We start from the raw sequence: 24980 nt of genomic DNA on the forward strand, positions 1-24980 counted from the left end.
CATTTTGAATCTGACGAGATTAAACATCTCATTTGTGCTCCAGCCGATTCAAGCCAAGGCTTGTCTCGAACTTTCGCATTCATTCTGCAAGCAGAATGTTTACTCACTCGTTGTTCAGTTTTCAAAGATCAAACATTCAATTTGGTGCTATTTTTCATGTTGTCGTCGTTTCAGCGGCGACTTTTATAATATATCATGTTGTAGTTCTCTTTGCAAGCATTATTTTTTCGATTCTTTTCAATCGTTTTATTTTCATGCTTGTTTCGGTGAACCGCTCCTAAAAAAGGAACGAAAATTAATTTACCATATGAATTTAGAAAGGTCAACCCTTTTTCGACAAAAAGTATGATCCCCTCAACAATTCCACACTTTCACGGTTCAGAGGTACAGCCCCCGCTATTAAGAGCCGCACCTCACTTCAACTACGGTAAATCCCAATATATAACCAGCTACAGCATTAAGGCTTCGACTTTTTCAGCTTCCCACCTCTTGCATATTTGGACAGCTCTTTTGGCGGGGCAAAGCGTGCATACATACGGAACACAGTCTTATATCGGCTCGCGATAGCATATTTGATCTCTTGGTCAAGACGATTATCACTTAGATCGAAAAGCATCTCATCTAGTTCTTTACGCAGCACATAGTCCAGTTCCTTGCATTCCTTCTCGTTAAACAACATACCCAGCATCAGAGTTCTCCTTTTTGTGCATAGCCTCTTTATCACACACCTTCACAAGTTCCATGCAGCACCCCGTGCATTCGCTTTTTGTGAGTGCTGCAGGAACCCGTTTTATTGTTATGGTCAACTTTCAGAAAATTTATGAATGCCAACCATCACAAAATTTTATCCTCTCACCAGAGTATACGTAAGTGTGCTTTCGATGATTGCTGCAACAAGAAGCAAGATGACAACCCAGAAGGATGCTGTTAGCGTCCTGTTTATAAACGCTCTCCACCGGCTACCCATCGTATTTCGTTTATCACTTCCAAGTTGTACAAGACTTTTAATCACCAGGCCCCCCAACTTCAATCCAAATGCGCAAGCAATAATAATGACGGGAATCTCAATAATGCCATGCGGAAGCAAGCCTTTAACCACAATATCGTAGAAGCTCGCTCCGTAATTCATGGTGGTGTGCACTACAAATCCAAGGACCATACCATTGATCAGCAGGAAAATGACTGGCAGAATACCGAAGAATATACCGGCATAGATGACAAGCACACTTTTGATCGCATTATTAAAAAAGATAAACAGGAAGAAGTTCCATTGCACATTGCCCCCCTGCTCCAGCCGTTCACTGACTTCACGTAGTCCTCCAATTTGATTCAATAATAATTCTTCCAATGGCCCTGTACTCACCCATCCTGCCCCTATTCCAACGACAAACAATATCACAGCCCAGATTAAGGCACTGCGGATGGAACCAAGATCTCTAAGAAATGTACTGAATTTTAACATAATAACCTCCTGTAGAATCTAAAATGATGGACAAACAAGGTTCGTTACGAATAACTGGGGAGTACGAGCATACATTGGAGAGTAAACAAGCATTTCTTATGGGAGAGGGGCGCTTATTGAAATGAACTCGTTCTATGTATTTAGCGGCAAAAAGATTAAACGGTACCTGATTGTCCTCGTTGCTGCCATCTTTGCGATCGGTATTATTTATCTGGAGAGTGGCAATGTCTCCGTATTCTCGGAGGAAGCACCATCAGCCGTCTACAGCGTTCCAACCGAGAAGAAGGTAATTGCACTTACCTTTGACATTAGCTGGGGAGATAAACGTACTGAGCCAATTCTGAAAGTTCTTCAGGAAAACAAAGTGCAAAAGGCTACCTTTTTCCTTTCCTCCCCCTGGAGCAAGACACACCCCGAAATTGTCACTGCCATCAAAGAGGCAGGATATGAAATTGGCAGCCATGGGCACAGACATGAGAACTACAGCAGCCTGACCGAGGATGAGATTCGCAAAGAAATTTCGACAGCTCATAGCATTTTAACCGATTTAACGGGAAAAGAACCGAAATTACTGCGTCTGCCCAACGGGGACTTTGACAAGCGGGTACTTCAGGTAGCCAATAGTCTCAATTATCAGGTCGTTCAGTGGGACACCGACTCTTTGGATTGGAAAAACCCCGGTGTACAGACCATTGTTGATCGCGTAGTTAGCAAAGCACATCCAGGGGACATCGTACTTCTGCATGCAAGCGATTCTTCTAAACAAACTCATGAGGCACTTCCTGTCATTATCGACAAATTAAAAAATCAGGGCTATGAATTCGTAACCGTGTCTGAGTTGCTTAACCATTCCAGTGTCGAGGGTAAGGAAGTCCGTGATCAAGCCAGCGGTCAGTGATTGGAAAATTAAATCAGAACTACAGCTCCTATACAAATGACAGAGTGTAAAAAGAGTGTAAAAGTTGAAAAGAGCTAACCAGGTTAGCTCTTTTTGGTATGTTTTATACTAAACGAAATTTATGCTCGACTTTCTTTCATCTGTTCTGCTTCTCCACTTACGCTGCGCTTCACCGATACATCCACCAGCCTATGCAATATCAGCATTTGGTATGCATTACATAAGAGCAAGGGAACCACAATAAATATGGTTGCAGCATTTACATCAATACGCAATACGCCGATCGTCTCCACAATGGTGACGGCAATCATGAAAAAGAGTGTAGGTACGAGCGCGGAGATATGCGTCAGCTTAACTTTAACGTAAGCGGTAACAATTGCAGCTGCCAAAATAATGATACCTAACACAATATCCGATATACGCTCCCGGTCTCCCCCAACAAACAGACGTAAAAACATCACGTCAAACAGGGCTAACACCGTTAATACAACCTGCACGATCTGCCAACCGCGCTTTGGGAATACACCTTTACCCATATAATTCAATATCAGATATGCAAAGAAACCCATTTGTGAATACACGCTGATCATAACCCCTGATCCAAATAGGATCAAAAGATACAGAAGAAAATCATTTAACCCATTTGTTTTCTCCCCGTTCACCAGCATCATAATCAATCCTGTACCTAACGCTCCCGCGGCCCCAATAAGCAAGGCTGTCCAAAACAGGAAAAACCATTTACGTAAATTCAAATGTTTTCCACCCCCGAGTGTTTATTTTACCAACCTTCTCAGCAAAAAACCATCATTGCTCAACATATTTCACCCTTTCCCATCACATACTACATCCAGTATCTAATCAAGGAGGGATTGTAAACATGAAACGGCCTTTGTGGCAGCTATGCTGTGTCGTACTGGGGCTATCCGTCATGCTTGCCGGCTGCGGTTCAGATCAAAGTTCTTCGCCTCCTCAGGGCAGTTATAAAGAGATGAAAACAATGGTTGTAGATATTTTGAAAAGTGATGAAGGCAAGAAAGCAGTGGAGGAAGCTCTTACAGGTCAAAGCTCATCGAGCGGAAGCAGCGGTTCGGAAGAAGGTGGCGGTTCGGGTGGTGCTTCGGGATCCATTGGTATGAAAATGTTAATGCCTGTGCAATCTTCGGAACAAATACGTATTGCAGTAAAAGATACCATTACAGCTCCCGAATATAAGAAAGAATTCGAAAAGATTATGACCGATCCGCAGTTTGCGGGTGAATTTGCCAAAGTAATCAACGCACAAAGTAAACAACTTCATATGCAATTGATAAAAGATCCCACCTATCAAAAGTCTGTTGAAGACATCATGAAGTCACCTGAGGTATCCAAGATGTTCATGGATATGACGAAGACTCCGGATTATCGTAAACAGACGATGACTGTCATGCAGGAAGTGATGCAAAACCCGTTGTTCCGTATGGAAGTACTCACTTTGCTCAAGAAAGTAGTACAGGACGAGTTGCAACCCAAAGTAGAAAGCGGAGGTAAACAAGGGCAAGAGCAAGGCGGACAGCAAGACGGTCAAGGTGGTAGTGATGGCGGCGGAGATGGTGGAGGCAGTGGAGATTCGGGCGACGGCGGATCATAAACACAGGTGTGAATGTGCACCACAGATACTGAAAAGCCTGCATCCAAGTGGACGCAGGCTTTATTTGTATCTATAACACTCAATACCATTAGAATTTGGATTCAATGGACCGGGCCACTTCATCATAGATAGCCCCGATACGAGAATCTGCTTTGTAGACAGAAGGTGAGAAATCAGGCTCAGAAGGATGATTATCCGGCGTGCCTAACGGAATCTGGGCAAGCAAGCTTGTATGCAGACTTTCCGCAAGTCTTCCCCCGCCACCTCGACCAAAAACATAATCCTTCTCTCCGCAACTGCCACACTCATAGTAAGCCATGTTCTCAACCACACCAAGTAACTCATGATCGGTCTGTATGGCCATTGCACCCGCACGTGCTGCAACAAAGGCCGCTGTTGCATGCGGGGTAGTAACGATAATTTCCTTGCTCTGTGGCAACATCTGATGCACATCCAAAGCGACATCTCCCGTACCTGGTGGCAAATCCAATAACACATAATCCAACTCGCCCCACTGGACATCGGTAAAGAATTGACGCAGCATCCGACCAAGCATGGGCCCTCGCCAGATCACTGGATTGTTCTCCCGAATAAAGAAGCCCATCGACATGACTTTGACTCCGAAACGTTCAACCGGTTGGATAACACCATCTTCAACAACCGGATATTCTTCAATCCCCATCATGTCGGGTACGCTGAAGCCATAGATATCCGCATCAATTAAGCCCACTTTTTTGCCTTGACGTGCCAAGGCTGCAGCGAGATTAACGGTTACCGTTGATTTGCCAACGCCACCTTTACCGCTGGCCACTGCAATAAAACGAACACCTGATTCAGGACTTAACAGCTCATGTCCATCCAGGCCCGCTGCATGACCTTTTACGAGCACTTCGTCCCGATCCGGCTCTTCATCGGGTTGTCCCATATTCAGGCTCTCACGATCATGCTCAGAAGCTGCACGCACACGAATATGTACGTCCTTCAGTCCGTGCTGGGACAACAGATTACGCGCTGCATCACTCAAGGCTGTTGTATCCTCAGGTCGATTTTCCAGTGTCACTATGGTCAGAGCCACATGATTTTCTTTTACCATAATATCTCGAACCCATTCCAGTTCAGTCAGACTTACTCCCAATTGTGGTTCTTGTAATGGCTGTAATAGTTCAAGTACCTGTTCTTTTGATAACATCAGACAGCACCTCAGCTTTATCTATTGGCATGTAATTAGGTATGCTGATCCAATTATATCATTACCTTTCTTATTCTGACTAACTTTTAGGCCGTTCCCCTGAGGAATATCTGAGAATCCCATTATAGATCGATGCAGCTACCTTGCGTTGATACGCTTCATCCGCAAGCATACGTGCCTCTTCCGGATGAGAAAGAAAACCCACTTCTACCAGCGCTGAAGGTATCTTCAGAGCCTGTAACAGATAAACCGTATTCACCGTTTTGGCGATTCGATCCGTATTCTCCAGATTACGAACCATCTCTTGTTGAAGCAGATTAGCCAAACCTTCGTTATCCGGATGGTTAGGTGTATAGAAAACCTGCGCTCCACTCCATCGGTTGGATGGAACACTGTTCATGTGAATGCTAATAAAGAGATCTGCTTGTTTATCCTCTATCCGCCGTACTCTTTGTTTCAAATCTTCCGTCTTGCGTTTGGAATACCCCTTGGTGTCCGATTCTGCCAAATCGGTGTCTATCTCTCGTGTCATAACCACTAGGGCCCCTGCCTGTTGCAAATAATCCCTCACATACAAGGCGATCGACAGGTTGATATCTTTTTCAATAACCCCCTGCTTACTTACGGCTCCTCCATCTGGACCTCCGTGTCCTGCATCAATGGCAATGACTTTACCCGCCATCGGCAAACTCCAATAACCAGATGTCTTTGTGGAAGGCAGTTCATAGGACATTACCGCCACTAACATGGCCAGCAGACAGAGGCTCAGCATGACCCTTTTGATTGTTTTTAACCTGATCCAGACTACAAAGTGCTTCCCCATATTTTTACGCATAAAAAAACCACCTCGTCCCTATAAATGACTCTAATCATCTATATGGGACAAGATGGACAAATATACCGTTAGGACCGGACTTGCTCCGCCATTCCTTCAATCAGTACCTCAGCTACCTCAGGACGTGTAAATTCAGGTGGAGGGCACTGGCCGTCACGGAGCAACCCGCGTACTTTGGTGCCGGAAAGTTTCAACTGCTCACCAATCTGGACGGCTTGTTTATCATCAACAGCAAGTGTAATCGGTATACTCCAGACTGTTCCATCTGCGAGACGCATGCGAGACACAACCGAAAGGTAATCTTCCTCATTCAAGAAACCTTAAAGTGGTGAGAACGCACCAACACCAATCAGATCCAAATCGGATATCGTACAGGTATTAATAAGTAAAGAGGATAAGCATTTACTGTCTTGCAACAATTGCTCCCGTTCTTCTCCTTGTACGATACGCTGAACCAGCGTACCTCCATGAGGCAGAATCGATGTCTTCTGGGTCAGCTCCTTGTATATCTATTATTTATGAAGGCCACATTCCGTTTTATCATTACCAGACCAGCGTCCAGCACGAGGGTCCTCACCAGGCATAACCTGACGTGTGCAATGCTCACAACCAATACTCGGGTAGTTCTGATCATGAAGAGGATTATACACAACGTTATTCTCACGGATATATTGCCATACATCCTCTGTCGTCCAGTGGGCAATTGGATTAAACTTCATCAGGCCAAATTTAGAATCATATTCAACCTTTTTCGAGTTAGCACGAGTTGGTGCTTGATCTCTGCGAATACCTGTAATCCATGCATCATACTGTGAAAGAATACGTGTTAACGGTTCAACTTTACGAATGTTACAGCAGCCATTGGGATCCGACTTCCACAACTCTTCACCGTGCTGAGCTGCCTGCTCTTCCGGAGTAATTTTAGGTGAAACGCGTACAAATTCAAGATTATAGTTCTCCTGCATCTTGTCCCGTGTTTCGTATGTTTCTTTGAAATGAAAATCAGTATCCAGATAAAAAATATCTGTCGATGGGCTGATCTTCTGCAACATATCTACAAGTACAACATCCTCTGCTCCGAAGCTACAAGCAAAAGTGATATTGGGAAATGTTTCAATAGCATACCGAATGATATCCTCTGGACTGGCATGTTCCAGTTCCTCAGCCTTCGTCCGTGCCAATTCCTCTTTCTCCAACAAGTTCATCTGTGATTCCCCCCATTCTGCATTTCAATGAAACTTAAAGCCGACTAATCTAATATGAATTATGTTTAGTATAAATCTTTCATTGCGGATGTCAATGCCTGCCATATGGTAAAATAAATCAGTGTTGAACCATTTTTGATCATTGCTCTCACACAATATTTTGGTTCAATTTATCCATTTCTCTGTTAATGAGATAAAAACAATGTTGTTGATCCAGTTCATTAGGCAAATGAAAATACATTGCTTACCCATGGAAACCTTTGTTCTTGCTGGGTTGAACAGTTCATGACGATAATAACTGCGTCAAAAAATCACTGATCGATTGAAAGTGAATGAAGAAAAGAAGAAGATTTAATGACCGTATCGTTGGCACATTTAGCGAAAGATATGTAAGATACTTTTATCAATTCCATAAGAAAAACTGATAAGATTTGCAGTTATGAATATATGCTAAAACAATAACCCGAGTCCATTCAGGAAATCCGGCATGAGCGGTAATAGATGCTTTTATAAGGAGGTATAATAGAACGAGTGGTAAGCGAAGATGATCTATAACGATTAGAGAGGTTCAGTACGATCCATTCACACCTATAATATAGGACTGTCCTGAGGGACATGATGAGATCAATAAAGCTGCGTTAAAAGAGGGAAACGTACAAGCATAAGGAGAGGCATCAGTAATATGAGAACTCTTTACTAAGATCTAAAGTATCAGACTGAATAGTTATGAATATATAAAAAAGCCTTTGGCCGAGGCCAAAGGCTTTTAATATTAACGTTTGGAGAACTGAGGTGCGCGACGAGCCGCTTTAAGACCGTATTTTTTACGCTCTTTCATACGTGGGTCACGAGTCAGGAATCCTGCTTTTTTCAGGGATGCACGGTATTCCGGATCTGCTTTAAGCAGAGCGCGGGAGATACCATGACGGATTGCGCCGGCTTGACCGGAGATTCCGCCACCATGAGCAATAACAAGAACGTCATAGTTGTTCAGCGTTTCTGTCAAGTTCAGTGGTTGTTTTACGATCAGTTTGAGTGTTTCCAAACCGAAGTATTCATTAATATCACGTTTATTGATGACAATGCGTCCTTCACCCGGTACAAGGCGAACACGTGCTACCGAATGTTTACGACGACCTGTCCCATAGTATTGTACTTGTGCCATGAAACTGTCCTCCTTTTAATTAACCGCGAAGTTCGTAAACTTCTGGTTTTTGTGCTGCATGTGGATGCTCAGTGCCTCTGTACGCTTTAAGTCTCAACTTCATTTTCTCGCCCATGCGAGTTTTAGGAAGCATACCGCGAACAGCCAATTCCAACATACGCTCAGGTTTGTTTTTAACCATCTCTTCAGCTGTAGTTACTTTCAAACCACCTGGGTGCATCGAGTGACGGTAGTATTTTTTACCTTGCATTTTCTTACCAGTCAATACGATTTTCTCAGCATTGATGATAACAACGAAATCGCCAGTGTCCACATGTGGAGTGAATTGTGGCTTGTGTTTGCCGCGAATCAAAGCAGCTGCTTCGCTCGCCAAACGTCCGAGGGTTTTGCCTTCAGCATCAATGATGTGCCATTGGCGCTCAACTTCGTTAGGCTTCGCCATGTACGTAGTACGCATGAAAAGTTCCTCCTTAAATGTTCAAAATCATCATTTTCATTTATCTTCGTTCGTTAAGTTATAACTTTAGGTGTTGATGGATTGTAAATTTGATGTGAACCTCTTAATTGGGGCTGTGGGAAAGCCATTAAGAAAACACAACTTTTATATTACATGATAGGCGATTAAATCGCAAGTGTTAATTAAGCTTTTCACTCACCAAATTTAATCTTTTTTGTATTCAAGATCCCAGAGCATTAAACCGCAGCTAACTGCAGTAGGTCCTGCAGCAGATCGATTACATGCAGCAATCATATTCGGTACATCAGAGGCTTTCCGTTTGCCCTCTCCGATCTCCAGCAGTGTCCCTACAATGATACGAACCATATGCTGCAAAAAGCCGTTACCACTCACATAAATGTGAATGACACCCTGATCGCGCGGATGGTCTCTGCACATTGAACGGTCCACTTCAATCCATGCTTCGTATACCGAACGGACATGATTCTCTTTCTGAGACTTGCGTGAAGCAAAAGAGGTATAATCATACGTTCCTATGAAATGTCGTAATCCTTCCTGCATGGCCTTAATATCAAGCTTCGCATGATGATGATACTGCAGTCTTCTGTTGAATACATCCGGAAATTGATTCGCATTGACTGTATAACGATACGTTTTCTTTTTCGCCGCATAGCGAGAATGAAAATCAGCCGAAACTTCAATCGCATCAATAACGACAATATCAGAGGGTAATCTCGAGTTGAGTGCAATACACCAACGTTCAATCGGGATCTGGGATTCCGTAGGAAAATTGAAGATCTGTCTGCGAGCGTGAACGCCTGCATCTGTTCGGCCTGAACCTGTAATCTTAACAGACTCACCGGTCAAAGCACGAATTGCATCTTCAAGATGGTCCTGAATGGTATTCCCTCCCGGTTGTACTTGGAAGCCGTAATAGGCAGTGCCATCATAAGTTAACGTCATACATAAGTTCCGCATTATTACCACACCTTTGTTCCATACTATACATATCCCTATCCCGAACAGCAAAAGAAGCCCCTTACGGAGCTTCTATTACAGCACGAATTCCGAAATGAAGAGAAAAAAAGGGTTAATCCAGAATCGTTGATTCTGTCCCCTTTCCTCATCTCATCTGTTTTACGCGCGGTCTACCAGTTCCAAGTAAACCATTGGCGCTGCGTCACCACGACGAGGTCCCAGTTTCAGGATACGAGTGTATCCACCTGGACGCTCAGCGTAACGACCGGACAATTCGCTAAACAGTTTTTGGATTGCATCTTGCTCACCATCGATAGTTTCGCGGCGAACATAAGCTGCCACTTGGCGACGGGCATGAAGATCTCCCTTTTTCGCTTTAGTGATCAGTTTTTCAGCAATAGAGCGAACCTCTTTTGCTTTCGCTTCAGTTGTCTGAATGCGTTCGTATAAGAACAGGTCGGTTACCAGGTCACGGAACAAAGCTTTACGTGCGCTGGAATTACGGCCCAACTTTTGGTATGCCATTGTTTTCCCTCCTTCACTTCAAGCACTCGGCTGTCTATTCTTCTGTACGGAGTCCCAAACCAAGTTCCTCAAGCTTCTCTTGAACTTCTTCCAAAGACTTGCGTCCGAGGTTACGGACTTTCATCATGTCTTCTTCCGTTTTCGTAGTCAGCTCTTGCACGGTATTAATACCGGCACGTTTGAGGCAGTTGTAGGAACGAACAGAGAGATCCAGCTCTTCGATCGTCATTTCGAGTACTTTTTCTTTTTTGTCTTCTTCTTTTTCGACCATGATCTCTGCATCTTTCGCTTCGTCTGTAAGACCCACGAAGAGCATCAAATGCTCAGTCAAAATTTTAGCGCCGAGGCTTACTGCCTCTTCAGGACGAATACTTCCATCAGTCCAAACTTCCAACGTGAGCTTGTCATAGTTGGTCACTTGACCGACACGCGTATTTTCCACAGCGTAGTTAACGCGACTGATCGGGGTGAAGATGGAATCGACTGGGATGACGCCGATCGGCTGGTCATCGCGTTTATTCCGATCTGCCTGGACGTAGCCGCGACCGCGATTGGCAAAAATACGCATGTGAAGTCTCGAACCTGGTCCGAGCGTAGCAATGTGAAGATCCGGGTTAAGGATTTCCACATCGGAGTCAGCACGGATATCTCCAGCCGTAATTGCTCCTTCGCCTTCAGCATCAATCTCGAGCACTTTCTCCTCATCCGAATGAATCTTAAGCGACAAAGCTTTCAGGTTAAGAATAACCTCCGTAACATCTTCCATTACGCCAGGAACTGTAGCAAATTCATGCAGAACGCCATCGATTTGAACCGAAGACACTGCCGCACCCGGCAGTGACGAGAGCAAGATTCGGCGAAGCGAGTTTCCAAGCGTCGTACCGTATCCGCGCTCAAGCGGTTCTACTACGAATTTCCCATAGGTGCCATCATCGTTGACGTCTACCGTCTCAATTTTCGGCTTTTCGATTTCAATCACTGCAATACCCCTCCTTCAAAACGTCGGTCCTCTATGAAACATTTACCTTCTCTTGCGAAAACATGTAGTAGTATGCCTAAACAACCATTATTAGCAGATTGTGCCGGAAATATACCACACGCAGGGGCAAATCTCATTAGACACGACGACGTTTTGGAGGACGGCATCCGTTATGCGGGACTGGAGTTACGTCTTTGATCAGGTTAACTTCAAGACCAGCAGCTTGCAAAGAGCGGATCGCTGCTTCACGGCCTGCGCCTGGTCCTTTAACCATAACCTCAACGGCTTTCATCCCATGTTCCATTGCAGCTTTGGCAGCAGTCTCAGCAGCCATTTGTGCAGCAAACGGAGTCGATTTACGGGAACCTCTGAATCCGAGGCCGCCTGAGCTTGCCCACGAAATTGCATTTCCGTGAGGATCCGTAATAGTAACGATAGTGTTATTGAAAGTGGAACGGATATGTGCCACGCCAGATTCAATATTCTTACGGTCACGACGTTTAGTACGTACGACTTTTTTCGGTTTAGCCATTTTCTCTTATCCCCCCTTATTATTTCTTCTTGTTCGCTACTGTACGACGAGGACCTTTACGAGTACGAGCATTCGTTTTCGTACGTTGTCCACGAACAGGCAGACCACGACGATGACGAACTCCACGGTAACAACCGATCTCCGTCAAACGTTTAATATTCAAAGAGATTTCTCGACGCAGGTCACCTTCTACTTTGACCTCTTTATCGATACTTTCACGCAATTTGCTGACTTCATCTTCCGTCAAATCACGAACACGAGTGTCCGGATTGATGCCTGTTGTGCTCAGAATTTTCTGGGAAGTCGTTTTACCGATTCCGAAAATATAAGTCAAGGCGATCTCAACGCGCTTATCACGTGGCAAATCCACACCAGCTATACGTGCCATTTTACGCTACACCCCCTTCTTTAACCTTGTTTTTGTTTGTGTTTCGGATTTTCACAGATAACCATAACATTCCCTTTGCGGCGAATGACTTTGCATTTTTCGCAAATCGGCTTGACCGAAGGTCTTACCTTCATGTGAATTACCTCCTCAAAGTTTTGCTTAGCAAAACCCTCTTCGTAAGCATTGACCTTGTTCTACTATTGTAAAACCGGCTTCGAAGCTTTCGCAAGTTTTGCCGGGCAAAACCCGCTCATAAGCTTCACAGTTCATTGCAACTGTCTACTACTATTTACGGTAAGTTATACGACCTTTTGTTAAATCATAAGGCGATAACTGAACAACTACTTTGTCTCCAGTCAGGATACGAATAAAGTGCATCCGCAGTTTTCCGGAAACGTGAGCGAGAATTTGATGACCGTTCTCAAGCTCAACCTTGAATGTTGCATTCGGTAGCGGTTCAAGAACCGTACCTTCCACTTCAATGACATCTTCCTTGGCCATTAGTCAGTCTCCTTTCTCTTCAGCTTGAATGTTGGTGGATTCCAAAAATGAATGAACCGCATAACGGAGCTTTCCATTTGTCACCCGACCACTCTCGTTTAAACTGTTCACAACCTCGCTGCTAATCATGGGCTGGAGTTCAAGATGAAGAAGATTCTTCTTCTTGGGTTGATCAAACTTACGTTTGTCTCCATCCGCAATATATACGAACTTACTGTCCGCTATAGCAACAATTACTGCGGCTTGGTCCGCATTGCGGCCTTTACGGATCTTCACAAGTTGACCGAGCTGCGGATTAGACTGATTGTTCATGCCTTATCACCTACGCATCCAGTTTCGTGAAAATTTCCATACCATCAGGTGTAACTGCTACGGTGTGTTCAAAGTGGGCACATAACTTTCCATCAACCGTGACGACAGTCCAGTTATCTTCCAACGTTTTCACATACCGTCTACCTACGTTAACCATCGGCTCTATGGCCAGCACCATGCCCGCTTTAAGCCGTGGTCCCCGATCGGGAAGACCATAGTTCGGAATCTGTGGTTCTTCGTGCAGATCTGCGCCTATGCCGTGACCGACATATTCACGAACTACGGAGAACCCTTCATCTTCAATATATTTCTGAATCGCATGAGATATTGTAAACAAGCGAACGTCCGGTTTTACCAGCGCCAGACCTGCGTATAACGAAGCCTCGGTAACGTCCAGAAGACGACGGGCTTCTTCGGAAATACGGCCGACTGGATAAGTCCAGGCGGAATCTCCATGATACCCCTGGTACTGCGCGCCAATGTCAAACGTAACGATATCGCCCTCGTTCAACTTGCGTTTGCCGGGAAATCCATGTACCAACTCTTCATTTACTGAAGCGCACACACTGGCAGGGAAACCGTTATAACCTTTGAAAGACGGCACAGCTCCTTGACTGCGGATATATTGATCGGCCATATGGTCAAGTTCTCCAGTCGTAATACCGGGAGCGATATGCTCTGCCAAGAGACGATGCGTTTCCGCAACAATTCTCCCTGCTTCCCTCATCAAGCCCAGTTCCGTTTCGGACTTACCAATGATCATCAATTAACCTCTCAGTAAGGACACGATTTCTTGAGAAACTTGATCGATATCCTGTTCTCCGTTCATTTGACGAAGAAGACCTTTAGTCTCATAGAACGTGAGGAGTGGTGCTGTTTTGTTGATATACTCGTCCAGTCGTGTACCTACACTCTCTTCATTATCATCAGAGCGTTGATACAATTCACCAGCGCATTTATCACAAATACCTTCCTGCTTAGGCGGATTGAATACCACATGATAAGTGGAACCACAATTTTTACAAATTCTACGACCCGTCAAACGAGCGAGCAATTTGTTGCGATCCACTTTCAGGTTGATTACATGATCGAGACCTGAGTTCAATCGATCCAGAATGCCATCAAGCGCTTCTGCTTGCGAAAGGGTTCTTGGAAAACCATCCAAGAGGAAACCTTCTCTGCAGTCAGGCTGCTGCAAACGTTCTTCAACGATGCCAATGGTTACATCATCTGGTACAAGCAATCCTTGATCCATATATTCCTTGGCTTTCATGCCAATGGGAGTTCCCTGTTTGATCGCGAGACGAAATGCATCGCCTGTTGAAATATGGGGAATACCGAACTCTTTCACGATGACGTCTGCTTGCGTTCCTTTTCCTGCCCCCGGAGGGCCCATGAATAGGATGTTCACGTTATGTCACTCCCTCCAAGACTACCCTACATCAACAAACAGCACAATAGGTGCCGGCAAGTAAATCTTCACTCGACCGGTACCTATTGCCTATTTATTGATAAAACCTTTGTAGTGGCGTTTGATCAATTGGCTTTCGATTTGCTTCATCGTATCCAGCGCAACACCGATAACGATCAGGAGGGATGTTCCTCCAATTTGCGCAGATTGAGGCAAACCAGAAAGTGCCCCTAAGAATACAGGCAGAACGGAAATGACTGCCAAGAAGATGGCTCCGGCCATTGTCAAACGAGTCATGACACGGGTCAGATATTTCTCGGTTGCTTTACCCGGGCGAATGCCTGGGATGTAACCGCCGTTCTTTTTCATATTATCAGCCATCTGCTGTGGATTCATCTGTACGAAAGTATAGAAGAATGTGAAACCGAAGATCATCACAACATACAGCAACATACCCAGAGGTTTGTGTGTAGTCAGGTTCTGTCCGATCCACTGTGCCCAGAGGCGATCTGCCCAGAAGTTGGCGATGATCGTTGGGAACATCAACAGCGATGAAGCAAAGATGACAGGGATAACACCTGCTGCATTAATTTTCAGCGGGATATGTGTATTCTGTCCACCGTACATTTTGTTACCTACGACACGTTTCGCGTACTGTACAGGAATTTTCCGAATCGCCTGCTGAATGTAAATGACCCCTATGATGATCAACACAATAACAATTGCGATGATTACACCTTTCAGAATATTCATAAACAGTTGGTCAGGTTGAATGAAGTCGGATTCGATCGTTTGTTTGATAATGTTAGGCACCGTTGATAGGATACCCGCAAAGATCAAGATCGAAATCCCGTTTCCTATGCCCTTCTCGGTGATTTGCTCACCAAGCCACATCAGGAATGAAGTACCGGCCGTAAGTACAATTGCGATCAAGATATAATCTGCAAATGTAGCGTTAGGCACCATCTCTGTATTGTACAAGCGGTTGAATCCGATCGACGTACCAAACGCTTGAATCAATGCCAGCCCGATGGTTAAATAACGGGTCAACTGTGCAGATTTCTTCTTACCTTGTTCACCTTGCTTTGCCCACTCCGCTAATTTAGGAATAACGTCCATGGAAAGCAACTGTACTATGATAGACGCAGTGATGTAAGGCACGATCCCGAGCGCAAATATCGAGAACTGGAAGAGCGCTCCACCCGAGAACGTATTGAGAAGTCCAAAAACTTCTTTACCCGCAGAATTTGTCGCTTCGAACACATCTTTGTTAACTCCCGGAACGGGAACAAAGGAGCCGATGCGGTAAATGATCAGTACAAAAAGGGTAAATAATACCCTTTTGCGCAGATCTTCAACCCGCCAGATATTCTTTAGGGTCTTGAACATTAAATCACCTCAGTTGTACCGCCGGCAGCTTCAATTTTCTCAATAGCAGATTGAGAAAACTTGTTAGCTTTAACAGTCAGCTTCACAGTGACATCACCGTTACCCAGGATTTTGATTCCGGATTTAGCGTTTTTAACTACGCCATTCGTCATCAAGAATTCTGGAGTTACTTCAGTACCCGCAGCAAAACTGTTCAGGTCTTCAGTATTCACAACTGCATATTCTTTGCGAGTTGGGTTTACAAAACCACGTTTTGGCAAGCGACGATACAATGGATTTTGTCCACCTTCGAAGCCTGGACGTACTCCACCGCCAGAACGAGCGTTTTGTCCTTTGTGACCGCGACCTGATGTTTTACCTGTACCACTACTTGGACCGCGACCAAGACGTTTACGTTCTTTGCGGGATCCAGGAGATGGTGAAAGCTCATGTAACTTCATCGTTCGTTGCACCTCCTTAAAGATTTGTGGGATTAACCCGTTTTTAAGCTTCTACTTCTTTAACAGCAACTAAGTGGCTTACTTTGTTAATCATACCACGGATGGCAGGATTGTCGTTTTGTACCACTTTGCTATTGATTTTGCGCAAACCCAATGTTTTCACAGTTGTTCTTTGCGTCTCCGGACGTCCGATCAAGCTGCGGACGAGGGTAATTTCTAATTTAGCCATGAGAATTCCCTCCTTAACCCAGAAGCTCTTCGACGGATTTTCCGCGCAGTTTAGCCACGTCTTCAGCACGCTTCAAACGGGACAAACCTTCCAAAGTCGCATTGACCATGTTCATGGAATTCGAAGAACCCAGAGATTTTGTCAAAATGTCACCTACACCAGCAAGTTCGAGAACCGCACGTACAGGACCACCAGCGATAACACCAGTACCTTCAGATGCTGGTTTCAACAGCACGCGTCCTGCGCCGAACTTACCTGTTACCAAGTGAGGAATCGATGTTCCTACGAGTGGAACGTGTACAAGGTTTTTCTTAGCGTCTTCAATACCTTTGCGAATTGCATCAGGTACTTCGCCCGCTTTACCGATACCAGCTCCAACCCAGCCGTTGCCGTCGCCGACTACAACCAGTGCGCTAAAGCTGAAACGGCGTCCGCCTTTTACTACTTTAGCTACGCGATTAATATTTACAACTCTTTCAGTCAGTTCCAAAGTATTCGGATCTACACGCAAGTCGTTAACCTCCTTTTGAAAAATATCTTAAAACTCAAGTCCTGCTTCACGAGCCGCTTCAGCCAAAGCTGCGATACGACCATGGTACAGATATCCGCTACGGTCAAATACGATGTTGGAAACACCTTTGTCTTTCGCACGTTTAGCAACGAGTTCGCCAACTTTACGAGCTGATTCAACAGATGCACCATTTTTGATGTCAGTGCTCAATTCTTTGTCTACGGTAGACGCGGAAGCGATTGTTACACCAGCAACATCATCGATGATTTGAGCGTACATATGTTTACCAGAACGGAATACGTTCAAACGAGGACGTGTTGCCGTTCCTTGGATTTTCTTACGAACACGAAGGTGTCTTTTCAGACGAGCCTTATTTTTATCTGGTTTCGTAATCATCTCAAAGATTCACTCCTTTCAGGTTACCTCGCTGGCTTCAAAGCAGAAGCCACGGGGTATATTAGTAGCACACGAAGCAAGCAAGCCGAAAGCCGCGCAAAGGCGGTAAGAGAAATCTTATTTCTTCTTACCGGCTTTACCTTCCTTACGGATGATACGCTCGCCTTCATATTTAATACCTTTACCTTTGTACGGCTCAGGTTCACGTACGGAACGGATTTTAGCAGCGTAAGCACCTACGCGCTCTTTGTCGATTCCGCGAACGATGATTTTCGTATTCGAAGGTACTTCGAATTCGATTCCCGCTTCCGGTGTAATTTCAACCGGGTGAGAGTAGCCAACGTTCAGAACGATTTTATCTCCGGATTTGCTTGCACGATATCCGACCCCAACCAATTCCAGAGATTTTGCGAATCCTTCAGTAACGCCGCTCACCATGTTGTTTACAACGCTACGCGTTGTGCCGTGCAAAGAACGGTGAGTTTTGTTATCGGAAGGACGCACAACTGTGATTTCGTTATTTTCAACTGTAACCTTCATGTCTTTATGAAGCTCACGAGTCAAAGTTCCTTTTGGTCCTTTTACCGTAATAACGGTGTTGTCCAGGGTGATGTCTACACCACTTGGTACTGTGATTGGTTTGCGACCAATACGAGACATATGTTGCACCTCCTATCTTGTGACGTTATATTACCAAACGTAGCAAACGACTTCTCCGCCGGATTTCGATTGACGAGCTTCTTTGTCCGTCATGATACCTTTAGATGTCGAGATGATCGCGATTCCCAGGCCACCAAGTACACGAGGTACTTCGTTGCTTTTCGTGTAAACACGAAGACCAGGTTTACTGATTCTTTTCAGACCAGTGATAACGCGCTCGTTATTTTGACCGTATTTCAGGAAAACACGGATAATCCCTTGTTTGTTATCATCGATAACTTCAGCGTCACGGATGAAACCTTCACGCTTCAGGATGTCGGCGATTTGTTTTTTCATTGTCGAAGCAGGCATTTCTACCGTTTCGTGACGAACAGTGTTCGCGTTACGAATACGAGTAAGCATATCTGCAATTGGATCAGACATAGTCATTGTGAGTTAACCTCCTTCCCGTTCAGGACTTTTTACCAGCTTGCTTTTTTCACGCCAGGGATCTGGCCTTTATAAGCTAATTCACGGAAGCAAATTCTGCAAATTTTGAACTTTTGCAGGACCGAATGTGGACGTCCGCAACGCTCACAGCGTGTATATGCACGTACTTTGAACTTTGGTGTACGTTGTTGTTTAACTTTCATCGAAGTTTTTGCCACTTAGCCTGACACCTCCTAAATAATTTCGGAGAAAAGGGAGTCTTTCCAGACACCCGGAAACGTTATGCCAACATTACTTAACGAAAGGCATTCCCATTTGCGTGAGCAATTCGCGGGACTCTTCGTCTGTTTTCGCCGTTGTTACGATGACAATATCCATACCGCGGACTTTATCAACTTTATCATACTCGATCTCTGGGAAGATCAATTGCTCTTTCAGACCCAGTGTGTAGTTACCACGTCCGTCGAAAGCTTTGCTCGATACACCGCGGAAGTCGCGGACACGAGGAAGCGTAACGTTGAACAGTTTATCGAGGAAGAAGTACATACGCTCGCCGCGCAATGTTACTTTCACGCCGATAGGCATATTTTCACGCAGTTTGAATCCTGCGATAGATTTTTTTGCACGAGTGATTACAGGTTTTTGACCTGCGATCAGTTGCAAATCGTTTACTGCGGAATCCAACACTTTGGAGTTTTGGACAGCGTCGCCCACACCCATGTTGATAACGATTTTCTCGATTTTCGGCACTTGCATTACCGTTGTATAGTTAAACTTCTGCATCAAAGCAGGAGCGATTTCTTGCAGGTAACGTTCTTTCATTCTTGATGCCATGAATCATAGCCCTCCTTTCTCATTCGGTTCAATTAGTCGATAATTTCTCCGGAACGTTTAGCAACGCGCACTTTCTTTCCGTTATCCAAAACTTTGTAACCTACACGGGTTACATTTCCGCTCTTCGGATCGATGTGCATTACGTTGGAAACGTGAATCGGAGCTTCCTTCTCGATAATGCCGCCTTGCGGATTTTGCTGGTTAGGCTTCTGGTGTTTTTTCACCATGTTAACACCTTCCACAAGGACGCGGTTCTCACGAGGATAAGCAGCGATGACACGGCCTTTTTTACCTTTGTCTTTACCGCTGATCACCATAACCGTATCTTCCTTTTTAACGTGAAGTTTGTTGTTATGGGATTCCAGAACTTTTTTCACTCTTGGCATTTCGTACACCTCCTGTTTCTAACATCACGAGATTAAGCTTTAGATAACTTCTGGAGCCAAGGAAACGATTTTCATGAAGTCTTTATCGCGAAGTTCGCGAGCAACTGGTCCGAAAATACGTGTTCCACGTGGGCTTCTGTCGTCTTTTACAACAACCGCTGCATTTTCATCAAAACCGATGTAGGAACCGTCTTTACGACGTACAGAACGTTTCGTACGAACGACAACCGCTCTAACTACATCACCTTTTTTGACAACGCCGCCTGGTGTTGCTTGTTTAACAGAACAAACGATCAGATCACCGATTTGAGCTGTACGACGTCCCGTACCGCCGAGTACGCGGATACACATCAGTTCCTTCGCACCGGAGTTGTCAGCCACAGTCAAACGTGTAAATGGTTGAATCATTTAGTATTCCTCCTTTCAGCAGTGCTGCTGAGCATTAGATGATAACCGCTTTTTCTACGATTTCAGTAAGTCTCCAGCGTTTATCTTTCGAAAGCGGACGAGTCTCCATGATTTTCACCGTGTCACCGATTTTCGCAGTGTTTTCTTCGTCATGTGCTTTGAATTTTTTAGTAACCTTGATGCGTTTATGGTACAAGTTGTGTTTTTTGTAAGTTTCTACAGCAACAACAATCGTTTTGTCCATTTTATCGCTGACCACTTTACCAGTTTGCACTTTACGTGCGTTACGTTCTTCGCTCATTGTTGGCCTCCTTCCTGATTACGGACGGATTGTACATCCTATCCCTAATTAACCGATTCCCAATTCTCTTTCACGGATAATGGTTTTAGCACGAGCTATTTCTTTCCGCACATCACGAATGCGAGTCGGGTTATCCAGCTGACCGGTAGCTAATTGAAAGCGGAGGTTAAAGAGTTCTTCTTTAAATCCGGCAATCTTTTGCTCGATTTCAGCAGAGGTTAGGTTGCGAAATTCACTAGCTTTCATTTGCTTCACCACCCAATTCTTCACGTTTCACGAACTTCGTTTTGATTGGCAGTTTGTGAGCGGCAAGACGCATTGCTTCGCGTGCAATTTCCTCCGGTACACCAGCAAGTTCAAACATGATCTTACCTGGTTTCACTACTGCAACCCATTTTTCTACGTTACCTTTACCGCTACCCATCCGAACCTCGAGAGGCTTTTGAGTGATTGGTTTGTCTGGGAAGATTTTGATCCAAACTTTACCACCACGTTTGATGTAACGAGTCATCGCAATACGAGCCGCTTCGATCTGACGGTTCGTAATCCAAGCCGGTTCCGTAGCTTGCAGACCGTATTCGCCAAAGTTCAGAGTCGTTCCGCCTTTAGCTTGGCCTTTCATATGTCCACGTTGTTGCTTACGGTGTTTTACGCGTTTTGGTACCAACATGATTAGTTGCCTCCTTCCTTAGCAGCTTGTTTCTTAGCCGTAGGAAGAACCTCTCCACGATAGATCCATACTTTTACGCCGATACGTCCGTAAGTAGTATGAGCCTCTGCTGTACCATAGTCAATGTCAGCACGCAGTGTGTGCAGTGGAACAGTTCCTTCGCTGTAGCCTTCAGAACGTGCGATCTCAGCACCGCCAAGACGTCCGCCTACTTGAGTTTTGATACCTTTAGCACCGGAGCGCATAGTTCTTTGAATTGCTTGTTTCAGAGCACGACGGAAAGAAACGCGACGTTCCAATTGTTGTGCAATGCTTTCAGCTACAAGAATAGCGTCCAAGTCTTGATTCTTAATTTCAGAAATGTTGATGTGTACTTTTTTACCGCCAGCAATTTTCGTAATTTGGTTACGAAGATTTTCAACTTCCGAACCACCCTTACCAATAACCATACCTGGTTTAGCAGTGTGAATCGTTACGTTTACGCGGTTAGCCGCTCTCTCAATTTCCACACGAGATAAAGCGGAGTCTTTCAATTTATTTTTCAGGAATTCACGAATTTTCACGTCTTCCATCAAAAGATCACCGAAGTCTTTGCCTGCATACCACTTAGATTCCCAGTCACGGATAATTCCGACACGGAGTCCGACTGGATTTACCTTTTGGCCCACACATTTCCCCTCCTTCTACTTCTCAGATACCACCAAAGTAATGTGGCTAGTACGTTTGTTAATACGACTTGCACGTCCCATTGCACGAGGGCGGAAACGTTTCATTGTCGGTCCTTGGTTCACGTAAGCTTGCGAGATAACCAAGTTATTAACATCTAAAGAATAGTTATGTTCCGCATTCGCAATAGCGGAGTTAAGCAACTTCTCAACGATAGGAGAAGCGGATTTCGGAGTGTGACGGAGAATGGCAACCGCCTCACCTACTTGCTTGCCGCGAATCAAGTCAACAACGAGTTGAACTTTACGAGGAGCAATCCGGATAAACTTAGCATGTGCTTTTGCTTCCATTGTGTAACCTCCTCTCAAACATTAAAGATGTTCATTTATCTTCTTGTTTTCTTATCATCATCAGTATGGCCTTTGTACGTACGGGTTGGAGCGAACTCACCCAGTTTGTGTCCGACCATGTCCTCAGTTACATACACTGGCACGTGTTTACGACCATCGTAAACGCCGAATGTGTGTCCGATGAATTGTGGGAAAATTGTAGAACGACGGGACCAGGTTTTGATTACGTTCTTCTTACCTGAAGCTTCCATCTCTTCTACCTTTTTGAGCATGTAGCCATCAATGAATGGCCCTTTTTTCAAACTGCGACCCATGTGGAGATCCTCCCTTCAAACGTAGCTATTATGCATCCGCAGATGCCTCACGAAGTTATGCACAGTGTGTATTACTTCGTGCGGCGGCGAATGATGTATTTATCAGAAGCTTTATTTTTCTTACGCGTTTTGTAACCAAGAGTAGGTTTACCCCATGGTGACATTGGCGATTTACGTCCGATTGGAGCACGACCTTCACCACCACCGTGTGGGTGATCGTTAGGGTTCATTACTACACCACGAACCTCAGGACGTTTACCCAACCAACGGCTACGACCGGCTTTACCGATTTTGATGAGCTCGTGGTCTTGGTTACCAACAGATCCGATTGTCGCGCGGCAAACTTTCAAAATACGACGAACTTCTCCGGAAGAGAGACGAACGGAAACGTATTTTTCTTCTTTACCAAGCAATTGAGCTTCTGTACCAGCAGCACGAACCAATTGTCCGCCTTTACCTGGTTTCAACTCGATGTTGTGGATAACGGTACCTACTGGAATGTTTTCAAGTGGTAGTGCGTTACCGATTTTGATGTCTGATTCAGGTCCGGAGAATACTTGATCTCCAACTTTCAAACCTTTAGGAGCGATGATATAACGTTTCTCACCATCAGCATAGTGAATCAGAGCGATATTGGATGTACGGTTCGGGTCATACTCAATCGTAGCAACGCGGCCCGGTATTCCATCTTTAGTACGTTTGAAGTCAATGATACGGTATTTACGTTTGTGTCCACCACCATGGTGACGAACTGTAATTTTACCTTGGTTGTTGCGGCCTGCTTGTTTGCTCAACGGGGCCAACAACGATTTCTCCGGCTGATTTGTGGTGATTTCCTCAAATGTAGAAACGGACATGTTCCGTCTTGCCGGGGATGTTGGTTTATACTTTTTGATTGGCACTTGGTTTCCCTCCTTACTTCAAAAATTCAATTATACTGTTTCAAAGAACTCAAGCGTTTTGCTGTCTTTAGTCAACGTTACAAACGCTTTTTTCCATTCGCTAGTATATCCGGAATAACGTCCGTACCGTTTAGGCTTAGCTGGAACACGAAGCGTGTTCACGTTTTTCACTTTTACGTTGAAAATAGCTTCTACGGCCTTTTTGATCTCGGTTTTGTTTGCACGGATATCGACTTCAAATACATATTTCAAGTCATTCATCATGTCAGCAGTACGTTCCGTAATAATCGGACGTTTTACAATATCACGAGGATCCTTCATTACGCGAGCACCTCCTCTACCTTCTGAACTGCTTCTTTCGTAATGATCAATTTGTCGTGCGAAAGCACGTCAAGAACATTAATACCGTCAGCAGCTACGAATTTCACGCCTGGAATATTCCGTGCGGAAAGAGCTACATTATCATCATAGCTAGGAGCTACGATCAAAGCTTTACGTCCCACTTTGAGGTTACTCAAGATGGCAGCAAATTCTTTAGTTTTAGGTGTGCTCAACGTGAGAGCGTCCAAAACGATAATGTCATTGTCAATCACTTTGGATGAAAGGGCTGATTTGATCGCCAAGCGACGAACTTTCTTAGGCAGTTTGTACGCATAGCTCCGTGGTGTTGGACCAAATACGATACCGCCGCCTTTCCATTGTGGTGAACGAATTGAACCTTGACGAGCGCGACCTGTACCTTTTTGTTTCCAAGGTTTACGTCCACCGCCACGTACTTCAGAACGTCCTTTTACTTTGTGGGTACCTTGACGAAGGGAAGCGCGTTGCATAAGAACTGCATCGTACAGAACGTGTTGGTTCGGCTCAATTCCGAAAACCGCATCGTTCAACTCAACTTCGCCTACTTGGCTACCATCTACATTGTAAACTGATACTTTTGGCATTTTGTGTTCCTCCTTTCTTCAGTGGTTATTTTTTCACCGTTTCTTTAACTTTAATGAGACTGTTTTTCGGTCCAGGAATGGAACCTTTCACGAGCAACACGTTACGCTCAGCGTCTACTTTAACTACTTCAAGACGTTGGATTGTAACAGTATCATGTCCCATGTGTCCTGGCAGGCGTTTGCCTTTAGGAACGCGGTTAGCTTGGATCGAACCCATTGAACCCGGGCCACGGTGATAACGCGAACCGTGTGACATAGGTCCAGTGCTTTGTCCCCAACGTTTGATTACGCCGGCAAAACCTTTACCTTTAGAAACACCCGTTACGTCAACGAATTCGCCTTCAGCGAAAATGTCAGCTTTCAGTTCTTGGCCAACTTCATATTCAGCGATGTTGATACCGCGAACTTCACGAACGTAGCGCTTAGGGGCAGTGTTCGCTTTTTTAGCGTGACCTGCTTCTGGCTTGTTAGCATTTTTCTCTTTCTTATCGGAGTAACCGATTTGAATTGCTTCGTAGCCATCGTTCTCAATGTCTTTCTTTTGCAAAACAACACAAGGGCCTGCTTCGATAACCGTTACTGGAACAACGTTACCTTCAGGAGTAAATACTTGAGTCATTCCGAGTTTTTTTCCTAAGATTGCTTTCATGTTGACACCTCTTTTCCTTTATACATGGTCTTTGTTGT

At 44.7% G+C, this 24980-nt stretch carries 41 protein-coding genes and 1 pseudogene; 2 read left to right on the forward strand and 40 right to left on the reverse strand.

What is annotated here, in order from left to right; genetic code table 11:
* Nucleotides 1-457: 457 nt before the first annotated feature.
* Together ACTHPG_RS27325 and ACTHPG_RS27330 are read right to left on the reverse strand one after the other, a co-directional pair.
* The gene (locus ACTHPG_RS27325; protein ID WP_017692114.1) at nucleotides 458-688 is read right to left on the reverse strand and encodes a hypothetical protein; all 231 of its coding nucleotides are present in this window, start codon (nucleotides 686-688) and stop codon (nucleotides 458-460) included.
* A 156-nt stretch (nucleotides 689-844) separates the two neighbouring features.
* Nucleotides 845-1462 (reverse strand): stage II sporulation protein M, encoded by a 618-nt coding sequence (locus tag ACTHPG_RS27330; RefSeq protein WP_440392478.1) that lies wholly within the window; start codon nucleotides 1460-1462, stop codon nucleotides 845-847.
* 121 nt (nucleotides 1463-1583) lie between these two features.
* Here ACTHPG_RS27330 and pdaB point away from each other — a divergent pair, with 121 nt between their 5' ends.
* Nucleotides 1584-2360: a polysaccharide deacetylase family sporulation protein PdaB gene (gene pdaB / locus ACTHPG_RS27335; RefSeq protein WP_440392479.1), complete on the forward strand. Its 777-nt coding sequence runs from the start codon at nucleotides 1584-1586 to the stop codon at nucleotides 2358-2360.
* Nucleotides 2361-2479: 119 nt separating this feature from the next.
* Here the strand turns inward: pdaB and ACTHPG_RS27340 are convergent, their stop codons facing one another.
* Nucleotides 2480-3112, reverse strand: a complete 633-nt coding sequence (locus ACTHPG_RS27340; protein WP_440392480.1) for a KinB-signaling pathway activation protein — start codon at nucleotides 3110-3112, stop codon at nucleotides 2480-2482.
* Nucleotides 3113-3237: 125 nt separating this feature from the next.
* Between ACTHPG_RS27340 and gerD the strand changes: the two genes are divergently transcribed.
* Complete coding sequence (gene gerD, locus ACTHPG_RS27345) at nucleotides 3238-3987, forward strand: spore germination lipoprotein GerD (protein ID WP_440392481.1); 750 nt, start codon at nucleotides 3238-3240, stop codon at nucleotides 3985-3987.
* 88 nt (nucleotides 3988-4075) lie between these two features.
* Here gerD and ACTHPG_RS27350 read toward each other — a convergent pair whose 3' ends face one another.
* The 37 genes and pseudogenes from ACTHPG_RS27350 to rplC all read right to left on the reverse strand — a co-directional run bounded on the left by ACTHPG_RS27350 (nucleotide 4076) and on the right by rplC (nucleotide 24942).
* On the reverse strand, nucleotides 4076-5176 hold the full coding sequence (locus tag ACTHPG_RS27350) for a P-loop NTPase (protein ID WP_440392482.1): 1101 nt from the start codon (nucleotides 5174-5176) through the stop codon (nucleotides 4076-4078).
* Between the two features lie 79 nt (nucleotides 5177-5255).
* Nucleotides 5256-6011: an N-acetylmuramoyl-L-alanine amidase CwlD gene (gene cwlD / locus ACTHPG_RS27355; RefSeq protein WP_440392483.1), complete on the reverse strand. Its 756-nt coding sequence runs from the start codon at nucleotides 6009-6011 to the stop codon at nucleotides 5256-5258.
* Between the two features lie 68 nt (nucleotides 6012-6079).
* A pseudogene (locus ACTHPG_RS27360) lies at nucleotides 6080-6508 on the reverse strand (hypothetical protein).
* 15 nt (nucleotides 6509-6523) lie between these two features.
* Complete coding sequence (locus ACTHPG_RS27365) at nucleotides 6524-7216, reverse strand: phosphoadenylyl-sulfate reductase (protein ID WP_440392484.1); 693 nt, start codon at nucleotides 7214-7216, stop codon at nucleotides 6524-6526.
* 772 nt (nucleotides 7217-7988) lie between these two features.
* Nucleotides 7989-8381 carry a 30S ribosomal protein S9 gene (gene rpsI / locus ACTHPG_RS27370; protein WP_017692105.1) on the reverse strand — a complete coding sequence of 131 codons (393 nt, stop codon included), beginning with the start codon at nucleotides 8379-8381 and terminating at the stop codon, nucleotides 7989-7991.
* 19 nt (nucleotides 8382-8400) lie between these two features.
* Nucleotides 8401-8838, reverse strand: a complete 438-nt coding sequence (rplM, locus tag ACTHPG_RS27375) for a 50S ribosomal protein L13 (protein ID WP_024633564.1) — start codon at nucleotides 8836-8838, stop codon at nucleotides 8401-8403.
* A gap of 204 nt (nucleotides 8839-9042) precedes the next feature.
* Nucleotides 9043-9816 (reverse strand): tRNA pseudouridine(38-40) synthase TruA, encoded by a 774-nt coding sequence (gene truA / locus ACTHPG_RS27380; RefSeq protein WP_440392485.1) that lies wholly within the window; start codon nucleotides 9814-9816, stop codon nucleotides 9043-9045.
* A 159-nt stretch (nucleotides 9817-9975) separates the two neighbouring features.
* Nucleotides 9976-10341, reverse strand: coding sequence for a 50S ribosomal protein L17 (rplQ, locus tag ACTHPG_RS27385; RefSeq protein WP_017692102.1), 366 nt, complete (start codon nucleotides 10339-10341; stop codon nucleotides 9976-9978).
* A gap of 34 nt (nucleotides 10342-10375) precedes the next feature.
* Entirely contained in the window at nucleotides 10376-11320 is a 945-nt protein-coding gene (locus ACTHPG_RS27390; protein ID WP_017692101.1) for a DNA-directed RNA polymerase subunit alpha, read from the reverse strand.
* A gap of 136 nt (nucleotides 11321-11456) precedes the next feature.
* Complete coding sequence (rpsK, locus tag ACTHPG_RS27395) at nucleotides 11457-11852, reverse strand: 30S ribosomal protein S11 (RefSeq protein WP_017692100.1); 396 nt, start codon at nucleotides 11850-11852, stop codon at nucleotides 11457-11459.
* A 19-nt stretch (nucleotides 11853-11871) separates the two neighbouring features.
* Entirely contained in the window at nucleotides 11872-12240 is a 369-nt protein-coding gene (gene rpsM / locus ACTHPG_RS27400) for a 30S ribosomal protein S13 (RefSeq protein ID WP_062329455.1), read from the reverse strand.
* A 20-nt stretch (nucleotides 12241-12260) separates the two neighbouring features.
* The gene (gene rpmJ / locus ACTHPG_RS27405) at nucleotides 12261-12374 is read right to left on the reverse strand and encodes a 50S ribosomal protein L36 (RefSeq protein ID WP_003333770.1); all 114 of its coding nucleotides are present in this window, start codon (nucleotides 12372-12374) and stop codon (nucleotides 12261-12263) included.
* Nucleotides 12375-12525: 151 nt separating this feature from the next.
* Complete coding sequence (infA, locus tag ACTHPG_RS27410; protein WP_017692098.1) at nucleotides 12526-12741, reverse strand: translation initiation factor IF-1; 216 nt, start codon at nucleotides 12739-12741, stop codon at nucleotides 12526-12528.
* Nucleotides 12742-12744: 3 nt separating this feature from the next.
* The gene (locus ACTHPG_RS27415; protein WP_017692097.1) at nucleotides 12745-13053 is read right to left on the reverse strand and encodes a KOW domain-containing RNA-binding protein; all 309 of its coding nucleotides are present in this window, start codon (nucleotides 13051-13053) and stop codon (nucleotides 12745-12747) included.
* Nucleotides 13054-13063: 10 nt separating this feature from the next.
* Nucleotides 13064-13816: a type I methionyl aminopeptidase gene (map, locus tag ACTHPG_RS27420; protein ID WP_440392486.1), complete on the reverse strand. Its 753-nt coding sequence runs from the start codon at nucleotides 13814-13816 to the stop codon at nucleotides 13064-13066.
* 3 nt (nucleotides 13817-13819) lie between these two features.
* Complete coding sequence (locus ACTHPG_RS27425; protein ID WP_036607188.1) at nucleotides 13820-14464, reverse strand: adenylate kinase; 645 nt, start codon at nucleotides 14462-14464, stop codon at nucleotides 13820-13822.
* Nucleotides 14465-14554: 90 nt separating this feature from the next.
* Entirely contained in the window at nucleotides 14555-15853 is a 1299-nt protein-coding gene (secY, locus tag ACTHPG_RS27430) for a preprotein translocase subunit SecY (protein WP_047841120.1), read from the reverse strand.
* The gene (rplO, locus tag ACTHPG_RS27435; RefSeq protein WP_062836188.1) at nucleotides 15853-16293 is read right to left on the reverse strand and encodes a 50S ribosomal protein L15; all 441 of its coding nucleotides are present in this window, start codon (nucleotides 16291-16293) and stop codon (nucleotides 15853-15855) included. The genes secY and rplO overlap by 1 nt, the downstream gene beginning before the upstream one ends.
* A gap of 43 nt (nucleotides 16294-16336) precedes the next feature.
* Entirely contained in the window at nucleotides 16337-16522 is a 186-nt protein-coding gene (rpmD, locus tag ACTHPG_RS27440; protein WP_017692092.1) for a 50S ribosomal protein L30, read from the reverse strand.
* Between the two features lie 13 nt (nucleotides 16523-16535).
* Complete coding sequence (gene rpsE, locus ACTHPG_RS27445) at nucleotides 16536-17033, reverse strand: 30S ribosomal protein S5 (RefSeq protein WP_017692091.1); 498 nt, start codon at nucleotides 17031-17033, stop codon at nucleotides 16536-16538.
* A gap of 27 nt (nucleotides 17034-17060) precedes the next feature.
* On the reverse strand, nucleotides 17061-17429 hold the full coding sequence (rplR, locus tag ACTHPG_RS27450; RefSeq protein ID WP_062836186.1) for a 50S ribosomal protein L18: 369 nt from the start codon (nucleotides 17427-17429) through the stop codon (nucleotides 17061-17063).
* 117 nt (nucleotides 17430-17546) lie between these two features.
* Complete coding sequence (gene rplF, locus ACTHPG_RS27455) at nucleotides 17547-18089, reverse strand: 50S ribosomal protein L6 (RefSeq protein WP_017692089.1); 543 nt, start codon at nucleotides 18087-18089, stop codon at nucleotides 17547-17549.
* 30 nt (nucleotides 18090-18119) lie between these two features.
* Nucleotides 18120-18518, reverse strand: a complete 399-nt coding sequence (gene rpsH / locus ACTHPG_RS27460; RefSeq protein ID WP_017692088.1) for a 30S ribosomal protein S8 — start codon at nucleotides 18516-18518, stop codon at nucleotides 18120-18122.
* 32 nt (nucleotides 18519-18550) lie between these two features.
* On the reverse strand, nucleotides 18551-18736 hold the full coding sequence (locus ACTHPG_RS27465; protein WP_013312154.1) for a type Z 30S ribosomal protein S14: 186 nt from the start codon (nucleotides 18734-18736) through the stop codon (nucleotides 18551-18553).
* Between the two features lie 73 nt (nucleotides 18737-18809).
* Entirely contained in the window at nucleotides 18810-19352 is a 543-nt protein-coding gene (gene rplE / locus ACTHPG_RS27470; RefSeq protein WP_253441169.1) for a 50S ribosomal protein L5, read from the reverse strand.
* 32 nt (nucleotides 19353-19384) lie between these two features.
* Nucleotides 19385-19738, reverse strand: a complete 354-nt coding sequence (rplX, locus tag ACTHPG_RS27475) for a 50S ribosomal protein L24 (RefSeq protein ID WP_145053336.1) — start codon at nucleotides 19736-19738, stop codon at nucleotides 19385-19387.
* Nucleotides 19739-19777: 39 nt separating this feature from the next.
* Nucleotides 19778-20146, reverse strand: coding sequence for a 50S ribosomal protein L14 (gene rplN / locus ACTHPG_RS27480; protein ID WP_017692085.1), 369 nt, complete (start codon nucleotides 20144-20146; stop codon nucleotides 19778-19780).
* A gap of 34 nt (nucleotides 20147-20180) precedes the next feature.
* Nucleotides 20181-20447: a 30S ribosomal protein S17 gene (gene rpsQ / locus ACTHPG_RS27485; protein ID WP_017692084.1), complete on the reverse strand. Its 267-nt coding sequence runs from the start codon at nucleotides 20445-20447 to the stop codon at nucleotides 20181-20183.
* Nucleotides 20448-20495: 48 nt separating this feature from the next.
* A complete protein-coding gene (rpmC, locus tag ACTHPG_RS27490) occupies nucleotides 20496-20693 on the reverse strand; it encodes a 50S ribosomal protein L29 (protein WP_017692083.1) in 198 nt (65 codons plus the stop codon).
* On the reverse strand, nucleotides 20683-21117 hold the full coding sequence (gene rplP / locus ACTHPG_RS27495; RefSeq protein WP_017692082.1) for a 50S ribosomal protein L16: 435 nt from the start codon (nucleotides 21115-21117) through the stop codon (nucleotides 20683-20685). The genes rpmC and rplP overlap by 11 nt, the downstream gene beginning before the upstream one ends.
* Before the next feature lie 2 nt (nucleotides 21118-21119).
* Nucleotides 21120-21785 (reverse strand): 30S ribosomal protein S3, encoded by a 666-nt coding sequence (gene rpsC / locus ACTHPG_RS27500; protein WP_339237997.1) that lies wholly within the window; start codon nucleotides 21783-21785, stop codon nucleotides 21120-21122.
* Between the two features lie 15 nt (nucleotides 21786-21800).
* Nucleotides 21801-22133, reverse strand: coding sequence for a 50S ribosomal protein L22 (gene rplV / locus ACTHPG_RS27505; protein WP_024633583.1), 333 nt, complete (start codon nucleotides 22131-22133; stop codon nucleotides 21801-21803).
* A gap of 35 nt (nucleotides 22134-22168) precedes the next feature.
* Nucleotides 22169-22447, reverse strand: coding sequence for a 30S ribosomal protein S19 (gene rpsS / locus ACTHPG_RS27510; protein WP_062836183.1), 279 nt, complete (start codon nucleotides 22445-22447; stop codon nucleotides 22169-22171).
* A gap of 71 nt (nucleotides 22448-22518) precedes the next feature.
* Entirely contained in the window at nucleotides 22519-23349 is an 831-nt protein-coding gene (gene rplB / locus ACTHPG_RS27515; protein WP_017692078.1) for a 50S ribosomal protein L2, read from the reverse strand.
* Between the two features lie 30 nt (nucleotides 23350-23379).
* A complete protein-coding gene (rplW, locus tag ACTHPG_RS27520; RefSeq protein ID WP_017692077.1) occupies nucleotides 23380-23670 on the reverse strand; it encodes a 50S ribosomal protein L23 in 291 nt (96 codons plus the stop codon).
* On the reverse strand, nucleotides 23670-24293 hold the full coding sequence (rplD, locus tag ACTHPG_RS27525; RefSeq protein ID WP_278298120.1) for a 50S ribosomal protein L4: 624 nt from the start codon (nucleotides 24291-24293) through the stop codon (nucleotides 23670-23672). The genes rplW and rplD overlap by 1 nt, the downstream gene beginning before the upstream one ends.
* Before the next feature lie 25 nt (nucleotides 24294-24318).
* Nucleotides 24319-24942: a 50S ribosomal protein L3 gene (rplC, locus tag ACTHPG_RS27530; RefSeq protein ID WP_053779208.1), complete on the reverse strand. Its 624-nt coding sequence runs from the start codon at nucleotides 24940-24942 to the stop codon at nucleotides 24319-24321.
* Nucleotides 24943-24980 lie beyond the last annotated feature (38 nt).

It is taken from the genome of Paenibacillus sp. SAF-068 (genome assembly GCF_051967555.1).
In the GTDB taxonomy this organism is placed as follows: domain Bacteria; phylum Bacillota; class Bacilli; order Paenibacillales; family Paenibacillaceae; genus Paenibacillus.

What these genes read in the sequence shown, in the direction of transcription:
- ACTHPG_RS27325 (WP_017692114.1), bottom strand. Translation starts at nt 688, where the DNA reads ATGCTGGGTATGTTGTTTAACGAGAAGGAATGCAAGGAACTGGACTAT.
- ACTHPG_RS27330 (WP_440392478.1), bottom strand. Translation starts at nt 1,462, where the DNA reads ATGTTAAAATTCAGTACATTTCTTAGAGATCTTGGTTCCATCCGCAGT.
- pdaB (WP_440392479.1), top strand. Translation starts at nt 1,584, where the DNA reads ATGAACTCGTTCTATGTATTTAGCGGCAAAAAGATTAAACGGTACCTG.
- gerD (WP_440392481.1), top strand. Translation starts at nt 3,238, where the DNA reads ATGAAACGGCCTTTGTGGCAGCTATGCTGTGTCGTACTGGGGCTATCC.
- ACTHPG_RS27350 (WP_440392482.1), bottom strand. Translation starts at nt 5,176, where the DNA reads ATGTTATCAAAAGAACAGGTACTTGAACTATTACAGCCATTACAAGAA.
- cwlD (WP_440392483.1), bottom strand. Translation starts at nt 6,011, where the DNA reads ATGCGTAAAAATATGGGGAAGCACTTTGTAGTCTGGATCAGGTTAAAA.
- ACTHPG_RS27365 (WP_440392484.1), bottom strand. Translation starts at nt 7,216, where the DNA reads ATGAACTTGTTGGAGAAAGAGGAATTGGCACGGACGAAGGCTGAGGAA.
- rpsI (WP_017692105.1), bottom strand. Translation starts at nt 8,381, where the DNA reads ATGGCACAAGTACAATACTATGGGACAGGTCGTCGTAAACATTCGGTA.
- rplM (WP_024633564.1), bottom strand. Translation starts at nt 8,838, where the DNA reads ATGCGTACTACGTACATGGCGAAGCCTAACGAAGTTGAGCGCCAATGG.
- truA (WP_440392485.1), bottom strand. Translation starts at nt 9,816, where the DNA reads ATGCGGAACTTATGTATGACGTTAACTTATGATGGCACTGCCTATTAC.
- rplQ (WP_017692102.1), bottom strand. Translation starts at nt 10,341, where the DNA reads ATGGCATACCAAAAGTTGGGCCGTAATTCCAGCGCACGTAAAGCTTTG.
- rpsK (WP_017692100.1), bottom strand. Translation starts at nt 11,852, where the DNA reads ATGGCTAAACCGAAAAAAGTCGTACGTACTAAACGTCGTGACCGTAAG.
- rpsM (WP_062329455.1), bottom strand. Translation starts at nt 12,240, where the DNA reads ATGGCACGTATAGCTGGTGTGGATTTGCCACGTGATAAGCGCGTTGAG.
- rpmJ (WP_003333770.1), bottom strand. Translation starts at nt 12,374, where the DNA reads ATGAAGGTAAGACCTTCGGTCAAGCCGATTTGCGAAAAATGCAAAGTC.
- infA (WP_017692098.1), bottom strand. Translation starts at nt 12,741, where the DNA reads ATGGCCAAGGAAGATGTCATTGAAGTGGAAGGTACGGTTCTTGAACCG.
- ACTHPG_RS27415 (WP_017692097.1), bottom strand. Translation starts at nt 13,053, where the DNA reads ATGAACAATCAGTCTAATCCGCAGCTCGGTCAACTTGTGAAGATCCGT.
- map (WP_440392486.1), bottom strand. Translation starts at nt 13,816, where the DNA reads ATGATCATTGGTAAGTCCGAAACGGAACTGGGCTTGATGAGGGAAGCA.
- secY (WP_047841120.1), bottom strand. Translation starts at nt 15,853, where the DNA reads ATGTTCAAGACCCTAAAGAATATCTGGCGGGTTGAAGATCTGCGCAAA.
- rplO (WP_062836188.1), bottom strand. Translation starts at nt 16,293, where the DNA reads ATGAAGTTACATGAGCTTTCACCATCTCCTGGATCCCGCAAAGAACGT.
- rpmD (WP_017692092.1), bottom strand. Translation starts at nt 16,522, where the DNA reads ATGGCTAAATTAGAAATTACCCTCGTCCGCAGCTTGATCGGACGTCCG.
- rplR (WP_062836186.1), bottom strand. Translation starts at nt 17,429, where the DNA reads ATGATTACGAAACCAGATAAAAATAAGGCTCGTCTGAAAAGACACCTT.
- rplF (WP_017692089.1), bottom strand. Translation starts at nt 18,089, where the DNA reads ATGTCTCGTATTGGTCGCAAACCAATCACAGTACCAAGTGGTGTAGAC.
- rpsH (WP_017692088.1), bottom strand. Translation starts at nt 18,518, where the DNA reads ATGACTATGTCTGATCCAATTGCAGATATGCTTACTCGTATTCGTAAC.
- rplE (WP_253441169.1), bottom strand. Translation starts at nt 19,352, where the DNA reads ATGGCATCAAGAATGAAAGAACGTTACCTGCAAGAAATCGCTCCTGCT.
- rplX (WP_145053336.1), bottom strand. Translation starts at nt 19,738, where the DNA reads ATGCCAAGAGTGAAAAAAGTTCTGGAATCCCATAACAACAAACTTCAC.
- rplN (WP_017692085.1), bottom strand. Translation starts at nt 20,146, where the DNA reads ATGATTCAACCATTTACACGTTTGACTGTGGCTGACAACTCCGGTGCG.
- rpsQ (WP_017692084.1), bottom strand. Translation starts at nt 20,447, where the DNA reads ATGAGCGAAGAACGTAACGCACGTAAAGTGCAAACTGGTAAAGTGGTC.
- rpmC (WP_017692083.1), bottom strand. Translation starts at nt 20,693, where the DNA reads ATGAAAGCTAGTGAATTTCGCAACCTAACCTCTGCTGAAATCGAGCAA.
- rplP (WP_017692082.1), bottom strand. Translation starts at nt 21,117, where the DNA reads ATGTTGGTACCAAAACGCGTAAAACACCGTAAGCAACAACGTGGACAT.
- rplV (WP_024633583.1), bottom strand. Translation starts at nt 22,133, where the DNA reads ATGGAAGCAAAAGCACATGCTAAGTTTATCCGGATTGCTCCTCGTAAA.
- rpsS (WP_062836183.1), bottom strand. Translation starts at nt 22,447, where the DNA reads ATGGGTCGCAGTTTGAAAAAAGGGCCATTCATTGATGGCTACATGCTC.
- rplW (WP_017692077.1), bottom strand. Translation starts at nt 23,670, where the DNA reads ATGAAGGATCCTCGTGATATTGTAAAACGTCCGATTATTACGGAACGT.
- rplD (WP_278298120.1), bottom strand. Translation starts at nt 24,293, where the DNA reads ATGCCAAAAGTATCAGTTTACAATGTAGATGGTAGCCAAGTAGGCGAA.
- rplC (WP_053779208.1), bottom strand. Translation starts at nt 24,942, where the DNA reads ATGAAAGCAATCTTAGGAAAAAAACTCGGAATGACTCAAGTATTTACT.